The sequence below is a fragment of the Salibaculum sp. genome (assembly GCF_035270045.1).
In the GTDB taxonomy this organism is placed as follows: Bacteria; Pseudomonadota; Alphaproteobacteria; order Rhodobacterales; family Rhodobacteraceae; genus Salibaculum.
The window spans coordinates 97,953-119,480 of the sequence record NZ_DATFIP010000076.1; the positions used below are offsets into that span (position 1 = coordinate 97,953).

Here is a 21,528-nt window from a genome sequence, read left to right on the forward strand (position 1 = left end):
CCGCGCCGCAGCGGGGTAGGTGAGGCGCTGATGACTGCACCCGATCATATCACTGTCGGCGGCGCCCCCGAGGGGTTCGATGCCCGCCTGGTTCTCCAGGAAGTCGCCCGGCGGGGCGGCCCCGTTGTGCATGTCGCCCGCGACGACAAGCGGCTTGCGGCCATGCGCGCCGCCCTGGCCTTTTTCGATCCCGCCATGCCGGTTCTGCATTTTCCCGGCTGGGACTGCCTGCCCTTCGACCGGGTGTCGCCCAATGCCGATATCTCGGCCGCGCGCATGGCCACATTGGCCGCGCTCGTCCACGAGATGCCCGCGCGATTCGTGCTGCTGACAACGCTGAATGCTGCGACACAGCGCATTCCCGCGCGTGCGGTTCTGCAAGAGGCCGCCTTCACGGCCCGCGTTGGCGAGCGGATCGACGAAGAGGCGCTTCGCGGTTTCCTCGTGCGGATGGGATTTGCCCAGGCTCCCACCGTGACCGAACCGGGCGATTACGCCATCCGCGGCGGCATCATCGACATCTATCCCCCGGGCCATGCCGGGCCGGTGCGGCTGGACCTGTTCGGCGACGTCCTCGATGGTGCGCGCCGCTTCGACCCCGCCAGCCAGCGCACGACCGAGACGCTGGACAAGGTGGACCTAGCCCCGGTCTCCGAGGTGATCCTCGACGAGGCGGCGATCACCCGGTTCCGGCAGAACTACCGGCTGGAATTCGGCGCGGCGGGCAGCGACGACCCGCTTTACGAGGCGGTCAGCGCGGGCCGCAAGCACCAGGGGGTGGAACACTGGCTGGGCTTTTTCCATGACCGGCTGGAAACGCTCTTCGACTACCTGCCCGGCGCAACCCTCACGCTCGACGATCATAGCGCGGCGCAGCGCCAGGCGCACTGGGACACGATCGCCGATCAATACGATGCGCGGCGCGAGGCCATGAGTGCCAAGGGTCGGGTTGATACCGTCTACAAGCCCGCCCCGCCCGAAACGCTCTACCTTGATCCCGATGGCTGGGAGGCCGTCACAAAAGGGATGCGGCGGTTGCAGTTCTCGGCGCTGCCGCGGGCCACCGGGCCGGGGGTGATCGACGCGGGGGGCCGCGTGGGCCGCAATTTCCTGCCCGAACGTCAGCAGGAAAGTGTCAGCCTTTTCGGAGCTTTGGCGGATCATATTCGTGCGAAACTCGAAGAGGGCCCGGTCCTCATCGCGTCCTATTCCGATGGCGCGCGGGAACGCCTGACCGGGTTGATCGAGGACGAAGACCTGGCCGAGGCGATCCCGGTGACGGATTACGGCCGTATCGGCCGTCGCGGGCTGCACCTCGTGGTCTGGGCGCTGGAGCACGGTTTCGAGGCGCCGGAGGGTGACGGTCGCCTCACTGTCATCTCGGAACAGGACGTTCTGGGCGACCGGCTGATCCGCCAGACCAAGCGCAAGCGCAAGGCCGAAAACTTCCTGACCGAGACGCAATCGCTCACGCCGGGTGACTTGGTGGTGCATGTCGATCACGGCATCGGGCGGTATCTGGGGCTGGAGGTGGTCAGCGCCGCCGGGGCCGCGCATGAATGCCTGGTGCTGGAATACGCCGAGGGCGCCAAGCTTTACCTGCCGGTCGAGAACATCGAGCTGTTGTCGCAATACGGCCATGAGGAGGGCTTGCTCGACAAGCTGGGCGGGGGCGCCTGGCAGGCGAAGAAGGCGCGGCTCAAGGAACGCATCCGCGAGATGGCCGAACGGCTTATCCGGGTCGCCGCCGAACGCGAGCTGCGCACCGCCCCGGCCATGACCCCGCCCGAGGGCATGTGGGACCAGTTCTTGTCGCGCTTTCCCTACCAGGAAACCGAGGACCAGTTGCAGGCCATTGAGGACGTGACCGAGGACCTGGAGTCGGGCCGCCCCATGGACAGGCTGATTTGCGGCGACGTGGGCTTCGGCAAGACCGAGGTGGCGATCCGTGCCGCTTTCCTGGCGGCCATGTCCGGGGTGCAGGTCGCCGTGATCGCGCCCACGACGCTGCTGGCGCGCCAGCATTACCAGAGCTTTGCCGACCGTTTTCGCGGTTTCCCGGTCAACGTGCGGGCGCTGTCGCGCTTCGTCGGCAGCAAGGAAGCCGCGGCGACCCGCGACGCCATGGCCAAGGGCACGGCGGATATCGTGGTGGGCACCCATGCCCTGCTGGCCAAGAGTGTGAAGTTCCAGAACCTCGGGCTTCTGATCATCGACGAGGAGCAGCATTTCGGCGTGCAGCACAAGGAACGGCTCAAGCAGCTGCGCACGGACATCCACGTGATGACCCTGACGGCCACGCCCATTCCGCGCACGCTGCAACTTTCGCTGTCGGGGGTGCGCGAATTGTCGGTGATCGGCACGCCGCCCGTGGACCGCCTGTCGATCCGGACCTACGTCAGCGAGTTCGATACCGTCACCCTGCGCGAGGCGCTGCTGCGCGAGCATTACCGGGGCGGGCAGTCCTTCTTCGTGGTTCCCCGCGTCGCCGACCTGCCCGAGATTCAGGCCTTCCTGCGCGACGAGGTCCCCGAGGTCAGCGTCGTCACCGCCCACGGCCAGATGGCGGCGGGCGAACTGGATGACCGCATGAACGCCTTTTACGATGGCAAGTACGACGTGTTGCTGGCCACGACCATCGTGGAATCGGGGCTGGATATTCCAACCGCCAACACGATGATCGTGCATCGCGCCGACATGTTCGGGCTCAGCCAGCTTTACCAGATCCGGGGCCGGGTGGGGCGGTCCAAGACCCGCGCTTATGCCTACCTGACCTACCGCCCGCGCCAGCGCCTGACCCAACAGGCCGAAAAGCGCCTGCGCGTGCTCGGGTCCATCGACACGCTGGGGGCCGGGTTCGCGCTGGCCAGCCAGGACCTCGACATTCGCGGGGCCGGCAACCTGCTGGGCGAGGAACAGTCGGGCCAGATGCGCGAGGTGGGCTACGAACTTTACCAGTCCATGCTGGAGGAGCAGATCGCGAAGATCCGGTCGGGTGAAACCACGCTGGTCGAGGATGGCCAATGGGCGCCTCAGATCAACCTTGGCGTGCCGGTCCTGATCCCCGAGGATTATGTGCCCGACCTGGACGTGCGGCTGGGACTCTATCGCCGCCTGTCAGGGCTGCAGACCAAGGTCGAACTGGAAGGCTTTGCCGCCGAGCTGATCGACCGGTTCGGCGCCTTGCCCAAGGAGGTCAACACGCTGATGCTGGTGGTGCGGATCAAGGCTATGTGCAAACGCGCCGGGATCAGCCACCTGGATGGCGGGCCCAAGGGGGCGACGATCCGGTTCCACAACGACAAGTTCGCCTCGCCCGATGGCCTGGTGCAGTTCATCAAGGATCAGAATGGACTGGCAAAGGTAAAGGACAACAAGATCGTCGTGCGGCGCGACTGGCGGCGCGACAGCGACAAGATCAAGGGCGCCTTCGCCATCGCGCAGGACCTGGCGAAGAAGGTGAAAGAGGCACAGGCAGCCTAGGCGGAGGGAGATACCGGGAGTACCGTCGCGCGGCTCAGTCCGTGTCGCGGCGGATCATCGTGGTCAGCCACAGCGCCAGTGACGCGCACAGGCAGACCGCCATCGCCAGCGGTACCGGCGTGCCGTCGAAGGCCAGCCCGACCGGCACGGCGATGACAACGGCGCCCACGGTCCCGATGGAGGCCATGATCGAGGCGGCCATGCCGGCGATATGGCCCATCGGCTCCATCCCAAGCGCGTTCAGGTTGCCAATGGTCAGCCCGGCCTGGAAGAACACCGAGGTTGTCCAGAAAACGTAGAGGTAGAATTCCAGCCCGCCGAAAATCCCGGCCCAGATCGCTGTCGCGCTCAGCGCCGACAGCCCGATCTGCACGGTGAACATGGCCTTGACGATGGCGCGCATGCCCACGCGCATCACGATCTGGGAGTTCAACACCGTGGCCGACGCGGCGGCAATGGCGATGGCCCCGAACCAGAGCGGGAAACTCTCGGCGCGGCCGTAGGTCTCATCAAAGATCTGCTGGATCGAGCTGATGGTGGCAAAAAGCATGCCGAAGGCCAGGGTCTGCACCGCGATCGAAAGCCGCACAGTGGGGTGAGCGGCCATTTCCTTGATCGCCGCCCAGAGCAGCGAAAGTCGCAGCGGGCGGCGATCCGCGACGGCAAGCGTTTCGGGCTGGCGCAGGCCCAGCCAGGTCATCCCGATCAACGAAAAGATCACGAAGGCCATGAAAATGCTGCGCCAGCCGGACATGTCGATGATTACCGCGCCCAGGCTGGGCGCGATCGCGGGCACCAGCGAAAAGATCATCATCACGAAGGACATGATCCGCGCCATGCCGCGCCCCGCATAGAGGTCGCGCACCAGGGCCAGGGCCACCACCCGGGGCGCCGAGGCGCCCAGTCCCTGCACCACCCGCGCGGCCAGCAGGGTTTCCAGCGTCGGCGCCAGGAAAGCGGTCAGTGCTGCCGCGCAATAGATCAGCGCCCCGCCGATCACCACCGGCTTGCGACCGAAGCGATCCGACAGCGGGCCGGTGAACAGCGTGCCCAGCCCCATGCCCAGCACGAAACTGGTCACGACAAGCTGCGCGAGGTTCGGGGCCTGGGGTGTCAGTTCGGCGCCGATTTGCGGCAGGGCGGGCAGCATGGCGTCGATGGAAAAGGCGATCGAGGCCATGAGCATCGCCATCAGCGCGATGAATTCCAGCGTCGGGAGGCGCTGCGGCGGGGGAGGGGCGGCCTGGGCCGTCGCGGTATCGGTCATGCGTCCGGTCCTTTTTCCTCGACGGCCAGCAGGCGTTTCTCCGCTTCGGCGGTCTTGCGCCGCGCCGCACGCAATTCGGCCCGCGCGCGCATCCGGCCTTCCAGTGTCATGTTGCTGACCTGCCGTATCACGGCGGCAAAGACGCCAAGACCCGCGAATATGAATACGGTCGTGGCCAGCTTGCCGATCACCGTCTGCGGGACAAGGCTGCCGTAGCCGACAGTCGAGAGCGTCACAACCGTGAAGAAGAAACTGTCGACCCAGCTCCAGCCCTCGACCAGGTGGTAGAAGACCGTGCCGCCCCCGATCAGGACCGAAAGCGCCCCGACCAGGATCCAAAGCCCGTCATTCCGCATCGCCCGCGTCCTCGAGTTTGGCCATGATTTCGCCCGTGACCTGCACCCACAGGTCTGGCGGCTGGGCGCCGGGCACCGCGTGCTGGCCGGCCACGATGAAGGTGGGCACGGATTGCACGCCCATCTTGCGGGCCTCGGTGTCGCGCGTCCGGATGGTGTCGGTATCGGCATCGGCGGCCAGCAGCCGGGCGACGACGCCCGCGTCCATCTCGGCACTGTCGGCGATGTCGCAGAGCACGTCCCGGTCGCCGATGTCGCGGCCCTCCCTGAAATAGGCCTCGAACAGCCTCTGCACCACGACCTGCTGGCGTTGTTCGATCCCGGCCCAGTGGATCAGGCGATGCGCGTCCAGTGTGTTGGGCGTGCGCGCGATGGCTTCGAAGTCGATCGTCAGCCCGGCCTTGTCCGCGTGCTCCTGAACCGGCAGATAGGCCTTCACCGCGCCCTCGCGCCCGCCGAACTTGGCGTCCATGTAGGCGCGCCGATCCATCCCCTCGGGCGGGAAGTCGGGGTTGAGCTGGAAGGGGTGGTACTCGATCTCGAAAGGGTGGTCCCCCACCTGTGCGAGCGCCCTGTCCAGGTTGGTCTTGCCGATGTAGCACCAGGGGCAGACGGGGTCCGAGAAGATATCAAGCTTGACCATGATCGCTCTCCCGCTCTTGCCGCAGTAGGTGGCGCAAGAGCTTGTTGTTGGCCCCCCGCGGCAGGGCGGCACGGTGAATGAATAGCCTTGGGGTCTTGTAGCGGGCCAGTCGCCGGGACGCAAAAGCGGCCAGGTCGGTCTCGGGCGGCCCCGTGGAAGGCGGCGGCTGTCATGGCTTGGCGCTACCTTCGCCGGGGCGCGGTTGCAAGCGTGGGTCGCTCGCTGTCGCGCGTGATGCCGGCCCTGCAACTTGAACACGCCACCGGGCCGGTTCACGCGCCGGGCCAGTCAATCTCCGGCAGGCCGCGCGATCCCCGAGCTCGGAACGGGCGCCCGTTTCCGAGCGCCCCGTGACCATCAGCTTTCGGCTTCCCACCACCAGACATCGGGCTGCCAGCCCGGCCAGTCGCCGAAGATCGGCATGGTCTCGGGGTAGTGCAGGCGCCTGTCATGGGCAATGCGGGTCACGTTCCACTGGTAGATCGGGATGGCGTAGCGTCCCGTGGTCAGCAGCCGGTCCAGCGCCCGCGTGGCGGCGCGGAAATCCTGCTGGCTTTCCGAGGTCAGAAGCCTGTCGATCATCGCGTCCACGGCCTCGGACTCAACGCCCATGAGGTTGCGCCCGCCCGGCGTGTCGGCGTCATCCGATCCCCAGTAGAGGTATTGCTCGTTGCCGGGGCTGAGCGACAGGCCGCGCCGGAAGTAGGTCATGTCGAAGTCAAAGGCATCGATCCGCTCGCGGTACTGGGCGCTGTCGATCACCGAGACCTTCGGCGTGATCCCCAACCGGGCAAGCGACTGGACGTAGATGTCGATGATCGTCTGGTTCTCGTCGCTGCCAGATTGCAGCACGATCTCGAAGGTGAAGGGCGCGCCCGACGCATCGGCCATGACCCCGTCCTGCACCGTCCATCCGGCCTGTTGCATCAGGTCCAGCGCGGCGGCGATGCCGGCGCGGTTGCGCTCGGTCCCGTCCGAGACGGGCAGGGCATAGCCCGACAGTGCGTCCTGGGGGATCTGATCGGCGAAAGGGTCGAGGAAGTCGCGTACGCGGCCTGTCGCAGGACCGGCCTGCATCGCCAGCGGCGAGTTCGAGAAATACGATGTGATGCGCGGCTGGACCCCCCCGGTCAGCGCCTCGTTGATGAATTCGAAATTGAAGGCATGCAGCATGGCATCGCGCACGCGGATATCGGCGAACTGCGGGCTGCGGGTGTTCATCACGAAGCCGGTCATCCCCGAGGGGCGTTCATGCGGCAGCACGTCGCGCACCACGTCGCCGGTCTTGATGGCGGTGAAGTCGTACTGGCTGTCCCACTTGGCCACGTTGAATTCGCGGTTGAAGTTCACCGTTCCGACCTTGAAGGCCTCGAAGGCGGCGGTGGCATCGCCGAAATACTCGATCCGCAGGGTTTCGAGGTTGTGCGTGCCGGTGCGAAACGGGACCACGCCCTCGCCCCAGTAGTCCGGGTCGCGGGTGAATTCCACGAAACGGCCCTGCTCAAAGTCGCTGATGACGTAGGGCGACGAGGTCACGGGTATATGATCGAACCCGTCCGTCTCGGCGAAATCGATGCCCTCGTATTGCGCCTTTTTCAGGATTGGACGCATACCGGCCAGCAGGGCCAGCTCACGATCCTCGGTCTCGAAGGTGAACCGGACCGAACGTGGCCCGGTCTGCTCCATGGACGCCACCTTGGACCAGAAGCCGGCGTAGCGACCATGCCCCTTGGTGCCCAGCGTCTCGTAGGACCACATCACGTCCTCGACCGTGACCGGGCTGCCGTCAGAGAATTCCGCTTCCAAGCGCAGGGTGAATTCGACCCATTGCCGATTCGGCCCGGTCTCGATCGATTCGGCCAGAAGACCGTAAAGCGAGAAGGGTTCGTCCAGGGAACGGGCCATCAGGCTTTCGCCGACCAGAAACCGCAGTTGCCAGGGAACCGAGCCCTTGCGGACGAAGGGATTGAGGCTGTCGAAGTTGCCGACGTTGGCGGTGACCAGTTCGCCGCCGCGCGGTGCGTCGGGGTTGGCATAGGGCAGATGCGCAAAATCTGGGGGCAGGTCGGGGTCGCCATACATAGCTATGCCATGCCGGGGCTCGGCGGTGGCCATCATGGCCGGCAGCGTGGCGGCGACAATGGCAAGGATTCGGCCGGGCCGCGCGAAAAACTCTGGTCTCATTTCGTGGACAATCCCTCTGCTGCCTTTGTGCCTTGGGTCAAAGCGTAGAGGCCGCAGTCTGCCTTTTCAAACTTTTAGCTTGGATCGGAGCGGCGGATTGCTTATAAAGAGAGCACTGCTCGATAGGTTTCTTGCCTGTATGAAACCTGCCTCAATAACTGAACGCCGGCCTTGTGCCGGCGTTTTTTTCTTTGTGGGAAGGTGCTCGGCCCGGTGCGCGAGATCTTCCGTGTCCGATTCCCGCAAACAGGTCCGACGGGTCAGTGGCGGGCCTTCCTGCATGGTCTGGCCGCTCTATCCCGCTGCCGGGTCGCGCCTCGAGATCCCCCGGAAAAGGAAAGGCCGGCCCGCCTTTCGGCAAACCGGCCCGCCCGACTGCAATGTGACCGATTTATCGGTACCCGGCGGTCTATGCTCCGTTCCCGGGGTAATACATGCCATTGGTCCCGCCGCTGCTGCTGCTGCTGGCTGCCGCAGCGATCAGGGCGATAAGGATCAGCGGGATGATCAGGTTGGCCGAGGAACTGCCGGTCTGCGCGACGACCTCGTCAGGTTCCATCTCGATGGCCGGAGCCATGCCGCCCGCGCTGGCAGAGGTTGCGGTCATTGCGGCCATCATGGCCGCGACGGCGATCGACTTTACGTGTGTCATGTTATCCCCTCAATCTGTAAAGAATAGGGGATACTACCGCGAAACCGGAATCTTCCAAATCTTTTATTGACCACGGGGGAAACCAAAGGCGTGTGTCTCGGCCAGGACTGACCGGAAGGGCTGACCCGCTCATCCGGCGAACCAGCCCAAACGCGGTTCAATGATCGTTGTCCGGTCGCCCAGGTTACTCTTGCACCGAACCGGAACCGCCTGCGGCCGCAGCGATCAGGGCAATCAGGATCAGCGGAATGATCAGGTTGGAACTGGACCCGCCGGTGGTTTCCTCGACGACCTCGACCGGTTCCATCTCGACTGCAGGTGCCATGCCACCGGCCATAGTGGTGCTCGCGCTCAGGGTGGCGGCAAGCGTCACGGCGGCGGTCTTTTTGAACAAGGTCATGTTATACCCCTTTCTAGGTTGCATTGGCACCCGCAGGGTTGTGGATTTTGCTATAGGAATCAAGCCCTGCGCCGTCGGAGCGGGCACCGCCGTCAGTCGTCCTGGCGGTGATGCCCGATGCGGTCGGCCAACTGGTCCAGAGCTTCGGGCATTTCGACGGTTTTTTCACCCGGGTAGACCAGCCCGGCCGAGATCACCAGCTTGGCGGCGTCCTCCACCGTCATCTCAAGCTCGATCACGTCCTGCTTTGGAAAGAACAGGAGATACCCGGACGTCGGGTTCGGCGTGGTCGGCACGAAGACCGAGATCATCGGACCGACGCCCGCCTTGTCGACCAGTTCGCCCTTGGTTTCCGTCGAAATGAAGCCGACCGCCCAGATGCCACGGCGTGGATACTCGATCAGGCAGGCCTTGTCGAAGCTGGTCTCGGTCTGGGCGAACACGGTCTCGGCGATCTGCTTGGCGCCATTGTAGACCGAGCGCACCACCGGCATCCGAGAGACCAGCCCCTCGCCCCAGGCAAGGAACGACCGCCCGATCAGCCCCTTGGCGATCCAGCCGACGATGAAGGTGAAGATCAGGAAGATGACGACGCCGACGCCGCGCACGTTGATCTCGACGTAGTTGGGATGGGTCGGGTCGGCGCGGCCGAAATCGTTGACATGGCCCAGCAGCCGGTTGACCAGTTCCTCGGGGTGGTAGGCCTGGGGCACGAAGGGCCACACGAAGCCGTCGACCCAGCCGATCAGCGTCCAGATCAGCCAGACCGTCAGCCCGATGGGCGCGATCACGATGATCCCGGCAATGAAGTTGTTGCGCAGGCCCGTAATCAGGCTGCCGCGTGGCCGGTGGGGCTCTGTTGACGGTTTGGTCACTTTGGCGGTCGCTCATGCTAGGGGTTGCGCATTATGTAGGCGATGAGACCCGGTCCGGCAATGCACCAACAACGCCGCCGCCCCTTCACGACCCGGGGTTGCACAGGCATTTGGCGATCTCGGCGGCAAGGCGCGCATTATTGCGCACCAGCGCGATGTTCGCGGTCAACGAGGCGCCGTCGGTCAGCGCGAAGATGCGGTCCAGCAGGAAGGGCGTCACGGATTTGGACGCGATTCCCTGCGCCTCGGCCTCGGCCTGGGCCCGGGCAATGATCGGCGCGAGGGATGCGGCGGGGATCTCGTCCTCTTGCGGGATCGGGTTGGCGACCAGTTGGCCGCCCGGCAGGCCCATGTCGGCGCGCATGGCATGGGCCGCGGCGATCCTGTCGGGCCTGTCCAGCCGAAGCGGTGCGTGAACCTCCGAGGTGGCCGACCAGAAGGCAGGCAGGCTGTCCTGGCCGTAGGCGATGACCGGCACGCCGAGGGTTTCGAGGACTTCCAGCGTCTTGTGGATGTCGAGGATCGCCTTGGGCCCCGCGGCCACGACCGTGACCGGCGTCTGCGCCAGTTCCTGCAGGTCCGCCGAGATGTCGAAACTCGACTCCGCCCCCTTGTGAACACCGCCGATCCCGCCGGTGGCGAAGACGGCGATCCCCGCGAGATGCGCGGCGATCATGGTCGCTGCGACGGTGGTCGCCCCGGTGCCGCCCGCCGCGAGGCAGACGGCCAGATCGGCGCGTGACAGCTTGGCGACGTGCTCCGCATTGGCCAGCCGGTCCAGCTCGGTGTCGGTCAGGCCGATATGGAGGACGCCGTCCAGCACGGCGATTGTCGCCGGAACCGCGCCCGCGTCGCGAATGTCCTGTTCCACCCGTCGCGCGGTATCGACATTCTGCGGAAACGGCATGCCGTGGGTGATGATGGTGCTTTCGAGCGCCACGACGGGCCGGCGACGGGCCTGGGCCTCGGTGACCTCGGGGGACGACTGCAGGTCGATCATTGGGGGCTTTCTCCTGAGACATGGGCGGCGGCGGCCTCCAGCGCCCGGGCAAGGGCGGCCTCGGGGGCCATCCCTTGCACCTCGGACGCGATATGGGCGGCCATGAAGGTATCGCCCGCGCCCGTGACGCGGGTCACCAGTACCGCGGGCGGGCGGGCACGGCGCAGGGTGTCACCGTGCGCCTCGGCGGCCATGTCACCGCCATCGGTGACAAGCGCCCGGTTGACCCCGCGCGCGACGAGGCCGCGGGCAGCGGCGGCGGCGTCCTCGAAGCCCGACCGGCAGATCAGGCCCGCCTCCTCGCGGTTGACGTAGAAGGTGGCCGAGGGATGGCCCACCAGCGCCAGCAACCGCTCCGCCTTGCCGGGGCTGGCCGGGGCCACGCGCAGGTCGGCGGCCCGGAACAGGGGCGAGGCCGCGATCCGCGCCAGCAGGTCGGGGGTGAGGTTGCCGTCCAGCGCCACGGGGCCGGCCCAGGGGGCGGCCTCGCTGGCCAGGCGCCCGTCGGCGAGCGGGCGCAGGATCTTGTCGCCCACCTGTTCCAGGGAATGCGCGTCGGCGATGGCGGCGATCAGCCCGTTGGCGCCCTCGATGGCCATGTAGCTGTCCGTCGGCAGGTCCTCCGAACGGTAGAGCGTGCCCGTCTCCAGCCCCAGCCGCGCGGCCTCGCGCGCAAGGTCGGCGCCCTCGGCATCACGGCCCACGGTCGACAGCAGGGCCGGGCGAAGGCCGAAGCGGGCCAGCGTCATGGCGATGTTCATGGCAACGCCGCCGGGAATGCGGGTGATGCGGCCCGGCACGTCCGACCCGACCCGCATCGCGGAGGGCGCGCGCCCTATGATGTCCCACAGGACGGAACCGATGCAGAGGATGTCGGGTGTCGTCATGGCGCGCAGCTATTGCGCGCGCCGCGCCGGGGGTCAACCGTTGTCACGCGGTGTGCTGCGCACGCAGGGCAAGTGGGCAGGGGGCGGTCCGCCCCCTCTTGGCCTGCGGCCAATTCACCCCCGAGGATATTTGAGGCCAGAAGACGCCTACTCGGGGATGGCGAAGGTCAGGGCTGCCCACAGGGTTTCCCAGACCACGTCGCGGTCCCGCGCCAGGTCCGCGTCGGGTTCGCGCAACACCACGGCGTCGGCCAGGTAGGCATGGCCGGGCGTGACGGGCAGGGGAACGATCCCGCGCGCGTCTGTACGGTGATAGGTGATCTCGACGCTGCCATCGGGGGCTTTCTCGAAGAGTTCCACCTGCGCCCCGGCCCGGGGGGCCTGCTGGTAAAAAACCTGCACCGGCAGGGCATCGCCGTCATGGATGTAGGGATTTTCGAGGGCCACGATCTCGGTCTCGAGGCCCAGCTGCCGATCCTGCCCGGCGCCACTTCCCACGGCCACCAGCGCCTTGACGTGGCGCGAATAGGCCTCGCCGAAGTCCTCCTCGGGCAGGTCGCGGGCGCGGTGTGCGGCGATGGCCCCGGCGAAATCCTTGTGCTCGGCGAAGCTGCGGAATGCCTCCAGCGTAGCGTAGCTGACCCGTGCGGTGCTGGCCTCGTAGGCGAGGATATGCAACCCTTCGCCCAGGGGGGCCGCGTCCAGCGCAGGTCGGGCGCCGGGGCGGTTCTGTACCGATTCTGCCACTTCGCCCAGCACCATCTCGAAGCGGTCGAAGCGACGCGGCAGGTAGGCCAGCCGCGCCCCCTCGAAGCTTTCGCCGTTGACAATCTCGGCCCGCACCATACCGTCGGGTTCAACCGCGTAATCAGCAGGTTCCAGCCAGAGTTCGTGAGCGAAGGCCGGGCCCGCCGCAAGGGCAAGAACGAGGGTAAGAATGCGCATAACAGCCTCCGCTTGGACTGGGTTGAAACTGACGCTGCTGGCGCTTGTGTCAAGCGTCGTGATGTTTGCCGGCGGGCCGTCGCGCGCCCACGAGGTTCTGCCGACCATCGGCGACATGGAGGTGGTCGAGGGCCGACTGACCTTCGCGCTGGAGGGCAACCTGGAGAGCTACGTCGCCGGGATCGACCTGGAGGGGCTCGAAGATACCAACGCCGCGGAGAATTCAGATGACTACGATACACTGCGCGCCCTGCCGCCGGGCGAGATGGCCGAGCGCGTGCGGGTTTTCTGGCCGACCATGGCCGAGGAGATGCGCATCTTGGTGGACGGTGCGCCGGTTGATCTGCGCCTTGACGGGGTCAATGTGCCCGAGGTCGGCAATCCCGACCTGCCGCGCAATTCGACGCTGACAGTCTCGGCGGCGCTGCCCGATGGCGCCGAGGCGGTGCAGATCGACTGGCCAGCCCGCTATGGTGTGCTGGTGCTGCGCCAGATGGGTGTTGAGGAGGGCTGGGACGGCTACCTCTCCGGCGGCCTGTCCGAAGAGGTCGCCCTGGCGGGCGGCCAAGCGTTGTCGGGCTGGCAGGCCTTCGCCCGCTACATCCCCGTGGGGGTGGAGCATATCGTGCCCATGGGGCTGGACCATATCCTTTTCGTGCTCGGTTTGTTCTTCCTGTCCACGCGCCTGCGACCGCTGATCTGGCAGGTCACGGCCTTCACCGCGGCACACACGATCACCCTTGCCCTGGCGGCGCTGGGCTACGTCAACGTGCCGGGCAGCGTGGTCGAGCCGATCATCGCCGCCTCGATCGTCTACGTGGCGGTCGAGAACATCTTCAGCCGGGGCCTTAACCCCTGGCGCCCGGCGATCATCTTTGCCTTCGGGCTTTTGCACGGTCTGGGCTTTGCCAGCGTCCTGGGCGAGTACGGCATTCCCGAAAGCGCCTTCATTCCGGCGTTGCTGGGCTTCAACCTGGGGGTCGAGGTGGGTCAGTTGCTGGTAATCGCCCTCGCCTTCGTGCTGGTCTTCGCGGCGATCCGCCTGTCCGAGGATGGCAAGCGCAACCTGGTGGCGGCCGCCGTCTACCTGCTGGTTGCTGTCGTCCTGGTCCCGCTCCTCGTGATCCCGGTCAGCGCCATGGGGCCATCGGCGATCGAGGCCTATGTGCCGCTGTTGTTCATGGTGGCGGCCCTGGCCGGGCTGGCGGCGGCCTCCTGTGCGGTGGAACGGTACGAGACCTACCGCCACATGGTGGCCATGCCGGCCAGCGTCGGCATCGCCCTCATCGGTGCCTACTGGGTGGTCGAGCGGGTGTTCCTCTAGGGGCTTCGGGCAGATCCCGCGCGGTGTGCCATGGCGGTCCGGGTGCCTTAACCCGGCCGTTACTCCGCCGGTCTATCGAGACGTGGAGATGCCTCCTCTCTTGAAAGGCCACACCATGAAGTACCGCCCGCCAAGGCTTCCCAGCGACCTGGGCGTCACGCTCGTACGTGGCGGAACGCGTCACCCGGCACGTGTCGTCAACGTCAGCCGGACGGGGGCGTTCGTGACAGGCCCGCGGGGGCTGGACACGGGCGACAGGGTCGACCTGGTCGCGACATCGCTGCGGCTTGGGGCACGGGTGGTGCGGGTGACGGCGCCGGGCGTCGCGCTGCGCTTTGTCACCGACCTGTCGAAGACCGATCTGAACCGGTTGCGTCGGGCCGTCCATCGCGCCGCCCCTGCGCACGATCGGGGTCCGGTTCACAGGTTCCGCGAGTTGTGACGCGGCAGGCGGCCCCGGGGTCAAGGCCGGGGCCGCCCCGTTCCCGCTACCGGAGTTCCACACCGTCGAGGTCGGTGCCGTCGACCAGGTCGCTGTCGGTCAGTTTCAGCGTTCCGGTGCCGCTGTCTTCCTGAACGGCCTCGATGCCGGTGTCGTCGCTGTCGTCATTGTTGGCCGTGGAGGAGGCCTCGGCGGTAACGCCCAAGTCGCCGTCGCCCTCTTCCTCGAAGACCGCACCCTTGCCGCCGTTGCCCATGGCCGAGGACCGCAGCATCAGGCCCGTGACCGACCCGGCATCTTCTTCGGAACTCTTGTAGCCGTCATCGGTGTTGCCCTCGGCGACCGTGTCGATGAACCGGGCGTCGATGGCGCCGTCGCCGGCCTCGTCGAAATCCACGCCCTCGTCGAGGTTGTTCGAGATGGTCGAGCGCAGGAAGACCGCGTGGATCGACCCGGCGCCGCCTTCGTCGAAGTCGATACCGTCGTCCAGGTCCAGGCCGAATTCGTAGGCCTCGACGCTGCCGTCATCGTGAAGGTCCACGACGCGTTCGATGCAGGTGTCGTCAGGCGTGCCGGTGACAGGGCCGGGGATGTCGGCCTCGGCCGCGGCACCTTGCTCGAACTCGGCCTCGTCGGGGTCGGGGATCGCGTCCTTGAACAGGGCAGGGGTGCAATAGGCGCCGTTCTCCACCAGCCGGGTGTCGATGATCGTGGCGACCACGTCGCCCGCGCCGCCTTCGTCCAGCTCGATCCCATCGGCCCCGGCCATGGAAACCGTCGAGCCGATGATCAGGGCAGAGATGCCGCCCGCCCCGCGTTCATCCGCGCGCAGGCCGTCGCCGTCGAAGGTGCCGTTGCCCACGTCGTTGATCGTGACATCGCGCAGGGTCACGGAAATCCCGGCATCCGAGCCGTCGCCGTCACCGGTCTGCCCGCCGCCGCACTCGTCGGCCAGTGTGCAGTCGGAAATGTGGATGCCGTAGCCGGCGACGCCGCGCACGGTCACGTCCTCGACCACGAGGGTCGCGGTGCCGGTCTGGTCGTCGCGCAGGTCGACGAAGATGCCCTTGGCGGCGGCCCCGTCCATGTCGCCGCGGTTCTGAACCGTCCAGCTGCCCGGGCCGGCCAGGGTAAGGTCGACCACATGCAGGTCGGCGCCTTGCGTGGCGGCCAGAGGGGTCACGTTGTCGGCGGTGGAAATCGTCTGGCCGTTGCCGATCAGGGCCAAGGCTGATTGGCCGTCATAGGCCAGCGTCTCGGTGATCTCGACATCGCCCTCGAAGGCCAGCACGACGGTGCTCGCGCTGTCCGAGGCCGCGGCAGCGGCAAGCGCGTCGGTTATCGCGGCCTCGGTCGCCTCGGTCACGGTGAGGGTTTCGGCCAGCGCGGGCGCGGACAGGCAAAGTGCCACGGCGGTGCTGGTCAGCAGCGTCTTGGTGGTGGTCCCCATGAGGTGGTCTCCTTTGTTTCAACAGGGCCAAGGGGTAGGGGCTGCATATGACAGGAACATTACAGATGTCCCTCTTGCCAAGCCGCGTCACCGGGACTATAGGCACGGCACTCAATCCCGCAGGCGGGGGCGGGTGCGTCGGGGAGACATCCCGGCCCATCCACCGGTTGGCGACACGCTGATCCCCCGTCGAGGCATGAAACCGGAAAGGATACGACACATGGCTCTTCCAGAGTTTTCCATGCGCCAGCTGCTCGAGGCCGGCGTTCACTTCGGCCACCAGACACAGCGCTGGGACCCGAAGATGTCACAGTACATCTATGGCGCCCGCAACGGCATTCACATCATGGACCTGACGCAAACGGTCCCGATGATGGACCAGGCTCTTCAGGTTGTTCGCGACACGGTCGCAAAGGGGGGGCGTGTGCTCTTCGTGGGCACCAAGCGCCAGGCCCAGGCCCCGATCAAGGACGCCGCCGAGAAGTCCGCGCAGTTCTACATGAACCACCGCTGGCTGGGCGGCACGCTGACCAACTGGCAGACCGTGTCCAAGTCAATCGGCCGCCTTCGCGCCATCGACGAAAGCGCCGAGGGTGGATTCGCAGGGCTGACCAAGAAGGAACGCCTGCACATGGAGCGCGAGCAGGAAAAGCTCGAGGCCACTTTGGGCGGTATCCGCGAGATGGGTGGCCTGCCCGACCTGCTTTTCGTGATCGACGTCAACAAGGAAGACCTCGCCATCGCCGAGGCCCGCAAGCTGGGCATTCCGGTCGTGGCCGTTGTCGATACCAACTGCTCGCCGCTGGGCGTGGACTACGTGGTTCCCGGCAATGATGACGCGTCGCGCGCGATCACGCTCTACTGCGATCTGGCCGCCCGCGCCGCGATGGACGGGCTTTCGGCGCAGCTGGGCGCCGCCGGGGTGGACCTGGGCGAACTGGAACAGGCCGCCGAGGATCCTGCCGTCGAGGACACAGGAGCCGGACAGGCCGCCGGCTGAGCCGGTCTCCCGTCGCAAAAACTGATACCGGGCGCGGGCCTGTCCCGCCCCGGATTGCATCACATCTTACAGGAGAAAGAGCCATGGCGATTACCGCTGCTCTCGTGAAGGAACTCCGCGACTCCACCGGCGCGGGCATGATGGACGCCAAGAAGGCGCTGACCGAAACCGACGGCGACATGGACGCCGCCGTTGACTGGCTGCGCACCAAGGGCCTGTCCAAGGCTGCCAAGAAATCCGGCCGCACCGCCGCCGAAGGCCTGGTGGCCGTAAACGTCGCGGGCGGCAAGGGCGTTGCCGTCGAGGTGAACGCCGAGACCGACTTCGTCGCCAAGAACGCCGAGTTCCAGGAGATGGTCGCCGGGATCGCCAAGGCCGCGACCGGTGTCGACACCGTCGAGGCGCTACTCGAGGCCGACATGGGCGGCAAGACCGTCTCGGAGACCGTGACCGACAAGATCGCCACCATTGGCGAGAACATGTCCGTGCGCCGCCTGGCCGCGGTCGAGGGTGGCACGGTCGTTGCCTACATCCACAACGCCGTGACCGACGGCATGGGCAAGATCGGCGTCCTGGTGGCTACCAACGGCGGCGACGAGAGCTTTGCCAGGCAGGTGGCGATGCACATCGCGGCGGCCAGTCCGGCCGCGCTGGACGAGGCTTCGCTCGATGCCGAGATGGTCGCGAAAGAGCGCCAGATCCAGATCGACATCGCCCGTGAAAGTGGCAAGCCCGAGCAGGTCATCGAGAAGATGATCGAGGGCCGCATGAAGAAGTTCATGGGCGAGAACACCCTGCTTGGTCAGGCCTTTGTCGTGAACCCCGACCTGACGGTCGAGGCCGCCGCCAAGGAGGCCGGGGCCGAGATCACTGCGTTCGTGCGCCTCGAAGTGGGCGAGGGGATCGAGAAGCAGCAGGAAGACTTCGCCGCCGAGGTGGCCAAGGCCGCCCAGGGCTGAGATCCAGGGTCCGATCCGCGACAAACATACGGCCACCCTCGGGTGGCCGTTTTCTTTTGGATCAACGTGTTGCAACACGCCTTTCAAGCCAGGTCCGGCCCCGCGCCAGAAAGGCGCGGGGCCGCGGCGGCCCGCCGGAATACAAACACGATACTCGGTGACGCGGCCCACCCAATGCGCCAGCTCACCCGGGTCGAGCCCGAGAAAACCAGCAACCGGTTAACCGGTGCGCGGCCGGCTTGCCTTGAAATCGCAAGGTGCCCGGACCGCAGTCCCTTCCTTGGCCCGAAGGCCACCACTCACGGAACCGTTCTAGTGTGACATCTCCCTTGGCTCGATCACAGTGAGGGATTCCCTACCGTCACTCGTCGGTGCCGCGGCTGTCGGGGTCCAGAATGAACATCTCGTTGTAGAACGAAGCCTTGAGAACCGCCTGCGCCGTCGTCCCGACACCCAACGCCTCGCGCGCCAGGCGCAGGTGTTTCTCGACCGTTGCCGGGGTCAGATCCAGGATCGTCGCGATGTCCTGCGTTATCTTACCGTCGGCAACCCATTCCAGCACTTCGCGCTGGCGCTTGGTCAGGTTGCGCGTGGCGTGGGGCAGGGTGAGCATTTTCAGGTAGACGACGTTGCTCATGACCCGGATGGCCTCGCCGTGTTCGGCCCAGATGTCCTCGACCCCGTCCTGGCTGATCCCGGCGCGGGCGGTGATGGCCGCGGCGCCCTTGGTGCGCTGGCTGACGGAACGGAAACTGATCGTGTATCCCGCAACCACGCCCATGGACCGGTTGAATTCGGTCACGCGCCGTTCGGCGGGCGTCAGATTGTCGGAATTGGCGATCCAGGACCAGCTGCAGGCGCCATCATTGGCCAGCGCCCACCGAACCATGGGGGCACTGTGGATGTAGCCGTCGCCAAGGAAACGATCCATGTAGGCGTCGTCGTGGTTCGTCAGAACGACCCAGTCCTGCGGATCGCCCAGGGAGTCGCCACTGCGATAGCGCGTGAAACCGTAGATCAGCCGATCAAAGCCCAGCTCGGCCATGCGAACCGTGTGCAGGTCCCAGAGCGTCTCGAAGGTGGGCGCGTTTATCAGCGCTTCGAGATGAGCGGCAAGCTTTGTCATTGCCGTTCGGTAGCACCGTTGGGAGTTTGCACAAAGCTATTTTTGCATTCGTGTCAGCTAACAACCCGGTTGGGGATATGCGGTTGCTGGATGGCATCTATTTTACATAATACCGATTATGCGCATATGATCCGGCGAGGCCTCAGGTCTTGACGACCAGCCCCGAAGGCGTGCCCGAGAGGTTCTCGTGCCCCGTCCCCGTGATCAGGATCGGGTCGGTGGTTTCGAGCCCGCCGTCGTCCAGCCAAATCGCGGGCATGAAATGAAAGGTCATGCCCGGTTCTAGGATCGTCCGGTCGCCCGCGCGAAAAGACATGGTCCGTTCGCCCCAGTCCGGCGGATAGGACAACCCGATGGGATAGCCGCACCGGCTGTCCTTGATGAAACCGTGCTTGCCCAGCGTGACGTTGAAGACATTGGCCACGTCCTCGCAGCGGTTGCCTGGTTTGGCCTGCTCCAGCGCCGCGGCGGTGGCATCCTCGACCGCGGCCTGCGCATCGAGGTATTTCTGGGGCGGCTTTCCCAGGAACAGCGTGCGCGACTGTGGACAATGATAGCGCCGGTGACAGCCCGCGATCTCGAAGAAGGTGGATTCGCCGGTGCGCAACGGCGTGTCGTCCCAGGTAAGATGCGCCGCGGTGGCGTCCAGCCCCGAGGGTGCCATGGGCACGATCGCCGGGTAGTCCCCGAAATGGCCCCCGACCCCGGTGATGCCGGTATGGTAGATTTCGGCCACCAGGTGGTTCTTGGGCAGGCCCGGTTCGGCCGTCTCGACGATGCGCTTGTGCATTGCGGTCACGATGTCGGCCGCGCGGCGCATGTAGACGATCTCGGTCTCGGACTTCACCGCGCGCTGCCAGTTCACGATACCCGTGCAATCGCCGAAATTCGCCTTCGGGCAATGCCTTAGAAGTTCTTCATATGCCTTTGCGCTGAAATAATAATTGTCCATCTCGACACCGATACGGAGCTGCCCCCAGCCATAGGCGTCGATCAGCCGGGCCAGGTCCGCCATCGGGTGCTTGTCCGGGTTCATGACATAGCTGTCGTCGTAGCCGTGGATGTCGTCCTCTTCCATGAAGACGGTTCGCATCGCGCCGGTGGCGTCGATCGCCCGGCCCCACCAGACCGGGTCCTGGTCCATGGGCAGCAGCACCGCCTGGTGGACATAAAAGGACCAGCCGTCATATCCCGAGATCCAGGCCATGTTCGACGGGTCCGACAGGATCAGCAGGTCGAAACCGGCCGCTTCCATCGCGCCGCGGGTCTTCTCGATGCGGTCGTAGTATTCCTGGTCGGGAAAGGATGGGCTCGTGCGGCTGCTCGGCATGGGGGACTCCTGCTTGTTCGGTTCCAGACTCGCCCCATAACGCCACGATTTCCAGTCGAAAAACGGCGGGCCGGGGTCAGCCAGCGTCCTCGGGTGGGATGCAGGGCAGGATTACCGTGAACGTAGACCCCTGCCCCAGTTCGCTGGTGACGCGCAGACGCCCGCGATGGCGATTGACGATATGCTTGACGATGGCCAGTCCAAGACCCGTCCCGCCGATCTCGCGCGAGCGGTGGCTGTCGACCCGGTAGAAGCGTTCGGTCAGTCTGGCGATGTGATGCACCGGGATGCCGTCGCCCCGGTCGCGCACCGACAGGCGCAGACCGGTCTGACGCAGGCTCGTCTCGTGCGCCGCGTCCGACAGGTGAAGGTCGATGCGGCTGTTTTCGTGGCCGTACTTTATGGCATTCTCGACAAGGTTCGTGACCACCTGGGCCAATTGAACGGCATCCCCGGCGACCGGCGCGCTGTCGCCGGGTGGCTGCCAGTCGATCGTCATGCCGCGCTCGGCGGCCATCGGACGCAGCGAATCCAGCGCGCCCTCCACCACCACGGCAAGGTCGATGGCGGTCCGGGGGCGGTTGCGCTCCTGATCCTCCACGCGACTGAGCGACAGCAGGTCCTCGACCAGCCTGTGCATCCGTCCGGCTTCCTTTTCCATGATGTCGAGAAACCGATCGCGCGCGGCGGCGTCGTCACGGGCGGGGCCGCGCAGGGTCTCGACAAAGCCCAGAAGCGCCGTCAGCGGCGTGCGCAGCTCGTGGCTGACATTGGCGATGAAGTCGCGCCGCATCTGGCCCGCCTCTTCGACCGCGGTGACATCCTGAAAGGTCAGGACGACGGCATGGCCGGTCGGAAGCGCCGCGCCGATCAGCGTGACATCCCATGTGGTGTCGCGGGCGCCGTCGCTGCCCAGGAACCGCGCCTTGCGATGGCCGCCGTCGCGCAGGCTGGCCTCGACGGCATCCAGCAGGCCGGGCTGACGCAGGGCGGTGATGTAATGCCAGCCGGTGCAGTCGGTGCCGATCAGGGACTGGGCATGACGGTTGGCCCGGCGGACACGCTCATCCACACCGATGACCATGGCGGGCACCGGAAGCGCATCGAGCAGGCGAAGGTCACTGTCATCGGCCATGATGACCTGCTGGCCCATCTGCCCGGCAAGATCAAGATGCGGGGACCCCCTGATCGCCGTGCCGCGCGGG

The 21,528-nt window shown here is 66.1% G+C and carries 19 protein-coding genes; 5 read left to right on the forward strand and 14 right to left on the reverse strand.

Annotation, left to right across the window (positions count from 1 at the left end; translation table 11 throughout):
* Window positions 1–30 precede the first annotated feature (30 nt).
* A complete protein-coding gene (gene mfd / locus VJ897_RS12795) occupies window positions 31–3,483 on the forward strand; it encodes a transcription-repair coupling factor (protein WP_324056076.1) in 3,453 nt (1,150 codons plus the stop codon).
* A 34-nt stretch (window positions 3,484–3,517) separates the two neighbouring features.
* Here the strand turns inward: mfd and VJ897_RS12800 are convergent, their stop codons facing one another.
* From VJ897_RS12800 to VJ897_RS12845, 10 genes are all read right to left on the reverse strand, one after another.
* A complete protein-coding gene (locus VJ897_RS12800) occupies window positions 3,518–4,750 on the reverse strand; it encodes a multidrug effflux MFS transporter (RefSeq protein ID WP_324056077.1) in 1,233 nt (410 codons plus the stop codon).
* Complete coding sequence (locus VJ897_RS12805) at window positions 4,747–5,106, reverse strand: potassium channel family protein (RefSeq protein WP_324056078.1); 360 nt, start codon at window positions 5,104–5,106, stop codon at window positions 4,747–4,749. The genes VJ897_RS12800 and VJ897_RS12805 overlap by 4 nt, the downstream gene beginning before the upstream one ends.
* Complete coding sequence (locus VJ897_RS12810; RefSeq protein ID WP_324056079.1) at window positions 5,096–5,749, reverse strand: DsbA family oxidoreductase; 654 nt, start codon at window positions 5,747–5,749, stop codon at window positions 5,096–5,098. The genes VJ897_RS12805 and VJ897_RS12810 overlap by 11 nt, the downstream gene beginning before the upstream one ends.
* 357 nt (window positions 5,750–6,106) lie before the next feature.
* Window positions 6,107–7,933, reverse strand: a complete 1,827-nt coding sequence (locus VJ897_RS12815; protein WP_414706746.1) for an extracellular solute-binding protein — start codon at window positions 7,931–7,933, stop codon at window positions 6,107–6,109.
* A gap of 409 nt (window positions 7,934–8,342) precedes the next feature.
* On the reverse strand, window positions 8,343–8,585 hold the full coding sequence (locus VJ897_RS12820; RefSeq protein ID WP_324056080.1) for a hypothetical protein: 243 nt from the start codon (window positions 8,583–8,585) through the stop codon (window positions 8,343–8,345).
* Between the two features lie 184 nt (window positions 8,586–8,769).
* Window positions 8,770–8,985 (reverse strand): ferrochelatase, encoded by a 216-nt coding sequence (locus tag VJ897_RS12825; RefSeq protein WP_324056081.1) that lies wholly within the window; start codon window positions 8,983–8,985, stop codon window positions 8,770–8,772.
* A gap of 92 nt (window positions 8,986–9,077) precedes the next feature.
* Complete coding sequence (locus VJ897_RS12830; RefSeq protein ID WP_324056082.1) at window positions 9,078–9,860, reverse strand: DUF502 domain-containing protein; 783 nt, start codon at window positions 9,858–9,860, stop codon at window positions 9,078–9,080.
* A gap of 85 nt (window positions 9,861–9,945) precedes the next feature.
* Window positions 9,946–10,860 (reverse strand): pseudouridine-5'-phosphate glycosidase, encoded by a 915-nt coding sequence (locus VJ897_RS12835; protein WP_324056083.1) that lies wholly within the window; start codon window positions 10,858–10,860, stop codon window positions 9,946–9,948.
* Window positions 10,857–11,747 carry a PfkB family carbohydrate kinase gene (locus VJ897_RS12840; protein ID WP_324056084.1) on the reverse strand — a complete coding sequence of 297 codons (891 nt, stop codon included), beginning with the start codon at window positions 11,745–11,747 and terminating at the stop codon, window positions 10,857–10,859. Before VJ897_RS12840 ends, VJ897_RS12835 begins: the two co-directional genes overlap by 4 nt.
* Before the next feature lie 147 nt (window positions 11,748–11,894).
* Window positions 11,895–12,692: a DUF4198 domain-containing protein gene (locus tag VJ897_RS12845; RefSeq protein WP_324056085.1), complete on the reverse strand. Its 798-nt coding sequence runs from the start codon at window positions 12,690–12,692 to the stop codon at window positions 11,895–11,897.
* Between the two features lie 28 nt (window positions 12,693–12,720).
* Between VJ897_RS12845 and VJ897_RS12850 the strand changes: the two genes are divergently transcribed.
* On the forward strand, window positions 12,721–14,016 hold the full coding sequence (locus VJ897_RS12850; RefSeq protein ID WP_527251210.1) for a HupE/UreJ family protein: 1,296 nt from the start codon (window positions 12,721–12,723) through the stop codon (window positions 14,014–14,016).
* 115 nt (window positions 14,017–14,131) lie between these two features.
* Complete coding sequence (locus VJ897_RS12855) at window positions 14,132–14,458, forward strand: PilZ domain-containing protein (protein ID WP_324056087.1); 327 nt, start codon at window positions 14,132–14,134, stop codon at window positions 14,456–14,458.
* A gap of 46 nt (window positions 14,459–14,504) precedes the next feature.
* Here VJ897_RS12855 and VJ897_RS12860 read toward each other — a convergent pair whose 3' ends face one another.
* Complete coding sequence (locus VJ897_RS12860) at window positions 14,505–15,908, reverse strand: hypothetical protein (RefSeq protein ID WP_324056088.1); 1,404 nt, start codon at window positions 15,906–15,908, stop codon at window positions 14,505–14,507.
* 220 nt (window positions 15,909–16,128) lie between these two features.
* Here VJ897_RS12860 and rpsB point away from each other — a divergent pair, with 220 nt between their 5' ends.
* Both rpsB and tsf read left to right on the forward strand, forming a co-directional pair.
* Window positions 16,129–16,908 carry a 30S ribosomal protein S2 gene (gene rpsB, locus VJ897_RS12865; RefSeq protein WP_324056089.1) on the forward strand — a complete coding sequence of 260 codons (780 nt, stop codon included), beginning with the start codon at window positions 16,129–16,131 and terminating at the stop codon, window positions 16,906–16,908.
* An 83-nt stretch (window positions 16,909–16,991) separates the two neighbouring features.
* The gene (gene tsf, locus VJ897_RS12870) at window positions 16,992–17,867 is read left to right on the forward strand and encodes a translation elongation factor Ts (RefSeq protein ID WP_324056090.1); all 876 of its coding nucleotides are present in this window, start codon (window positions 16,992–16,994) and stop codon (window positions 17,865–17,867) included.
* 361 nt (window positions 17,868–18,228) lie between these two features.
* On the opposite strand, the gene VJ897_RS12875 is transcribed toward tsf, so the two are convergent.
* From VJ897_RS12875 to VJ897_RS12885, 3 genes are all read right to left on the reverse strand, one after another.
* Complete coding sequence (locus tag VJ897_RS12875; protein WP_324056091.1) at window positions 18,229–18,993, reverse strand: LuxR family transcriptional regulator; 765 nt, start codon at window positions 18,991–18,993, stop codon at window positions 18,229–18,231.
* Between the two features lie 142 nt (window positions 18,994–19,135).
* Window positions 19,136–20,323, reverse strand: a complete 1,188-nt coding sequence (locus VJ897_RS12880) for a M24 family metallopeptidase (RefSeq protein ID WP_324056092.1) — start codon at window positions 20,321–20,323, stop codon at window positions 19,136–19,138.
* Between the two features lie 76 nt (window positions 20,324–20,399).
* Window positions 20,400–21,476 (reverse strand): sensor histidine kinase, encoded by a 1,077-nt coding sequence (locus VJ897_RS12885; protein WP_324056093.1) that lies wholly within the window; start codon window positions 21,474–21,476, stop codon window positions 20,400–20,402.
* Window positions 21,477–21,528: the final 52 nt, after the last annotated feature.

Bases quoted from the DNA above. Each gene is read 5' to 3' on its own strand.
- mfd (WP_324056076.1), top strand. From the start codon at position 31: ATGACTGCACCCGATCATATCACTGTCGGCGGCGCCCCCGAGGGGTTC.
- VJ897_RS12800 (WP_324056077.1), bottom strand. From the start codon at position 4,750: ATGACCGATACCGCGACGGCCCAGGCCGCCCCTCCCCCGCCGCAGCGC.
- VJ897_RS12805 (WP_324056078.1), bottom strand. From the start codon at position 5,106: ATGCGGAATGACGGGCTTTGGATCCTGGTCGGGGCGCTTTCGGTCCTG.
- VJ897_RS12810 (WP_324056079.1), bottom strand. From the start codon at position 5,749: ATGGTCAAGCTTGATATCTTCTCGGACCCCGTCTGCCCCTGGTGCTAC.
- VJ897_RS12815 (WP_414706746.1), bottom strand. From the start codon at position 7,933: ATGAGACCAGAGTTTTTCGCGCGGCCCGGCCGAATCCTTGCCATTGTC.
- VJ897_RS12820 (WP_324056080.1), bottom strand. From the start codon at position 8,585: ATGACACACGTAAAGTCGATCGCCGTCGCGGCCATGATGGCCGCAATG.
- VJ897_RS12825 (WP_324056081.1), bottom strand. From the start codon at position 8,985: ATGACCTTGTTCAAAAAGACCGCCGCCGTGACGCTTGCCGCCACCCTG.
- VJ897_RS12835 (WP_324056083.1), bottom strand. From the start codon at position 10,860: ATGATCGACCTGCAGTCGTCCCCCGAGGTCACCGAGGCCCAGGCCCGT.
- VJ897_RS12840 (WP_324056084.1), bottom strand. From the start codon at position 11,747: ATGACGACACCCGACATCCTCTGCATCGGTTCCGTCCTGTGGGACATC.
- VJ897_RS12845 (WP_324056085.1), bottom strand. From the start codon at position 12,692: ATGCGCATTCTTACCCTCGTTCTTGCCCTTGCGGCGGGCCCGGCCTTC.
- VJ897_RS12855 (WP_324056087.1), top strand. From the start codon at position 14,132: ATGAAGTACCGCCCGCCAAGGCTTCCCAGCGACCTGGGCGTCACGCTC.
- VJ897_RS12860 (WP_324056088.1), bottom strand. From the start codon at position 15,908: ATGGGGACCACCACCAAGACGCTGCTGACCAGCACCGCCGTGGCACTT.
- rpsB (WP_324056089.1), top strand. From the start codon at position 16,129: ATGGCTCTTCCAGAGTTTTCCATGCGCCAGCTGCTCGAGGCCGGCGTT.
- tsf (WP_324056090.1), top strand. From the start codon at position 16,992: ATGGCGATTACCGCTGCTCTCGTGAAGGAACTCCGCGACTCCACCGGC.
- VJ897_RS12875 (WP_324056091.1), bottom strand. From the start codon at position 18,993: ATGACAAAGCTTGCCGCTCATCTCGAAGCGCTGATAAACGCGCCCACC.
- VJ897_RS12880 (WP_324056092.1), bottom strand. From the start codon at position 20,323: ATGCCGAGCAGCCGCACGAGCCCATCCTTTCCCGACCAGGAATACTAC.
- VJ897_RS12885 (WP_324056093.1), bottom strand. From the start codon at position 21,476: ATGGGCCAGCAGGTCATCATGGCCGATGACAGTGACCTTCGCCTGCTC.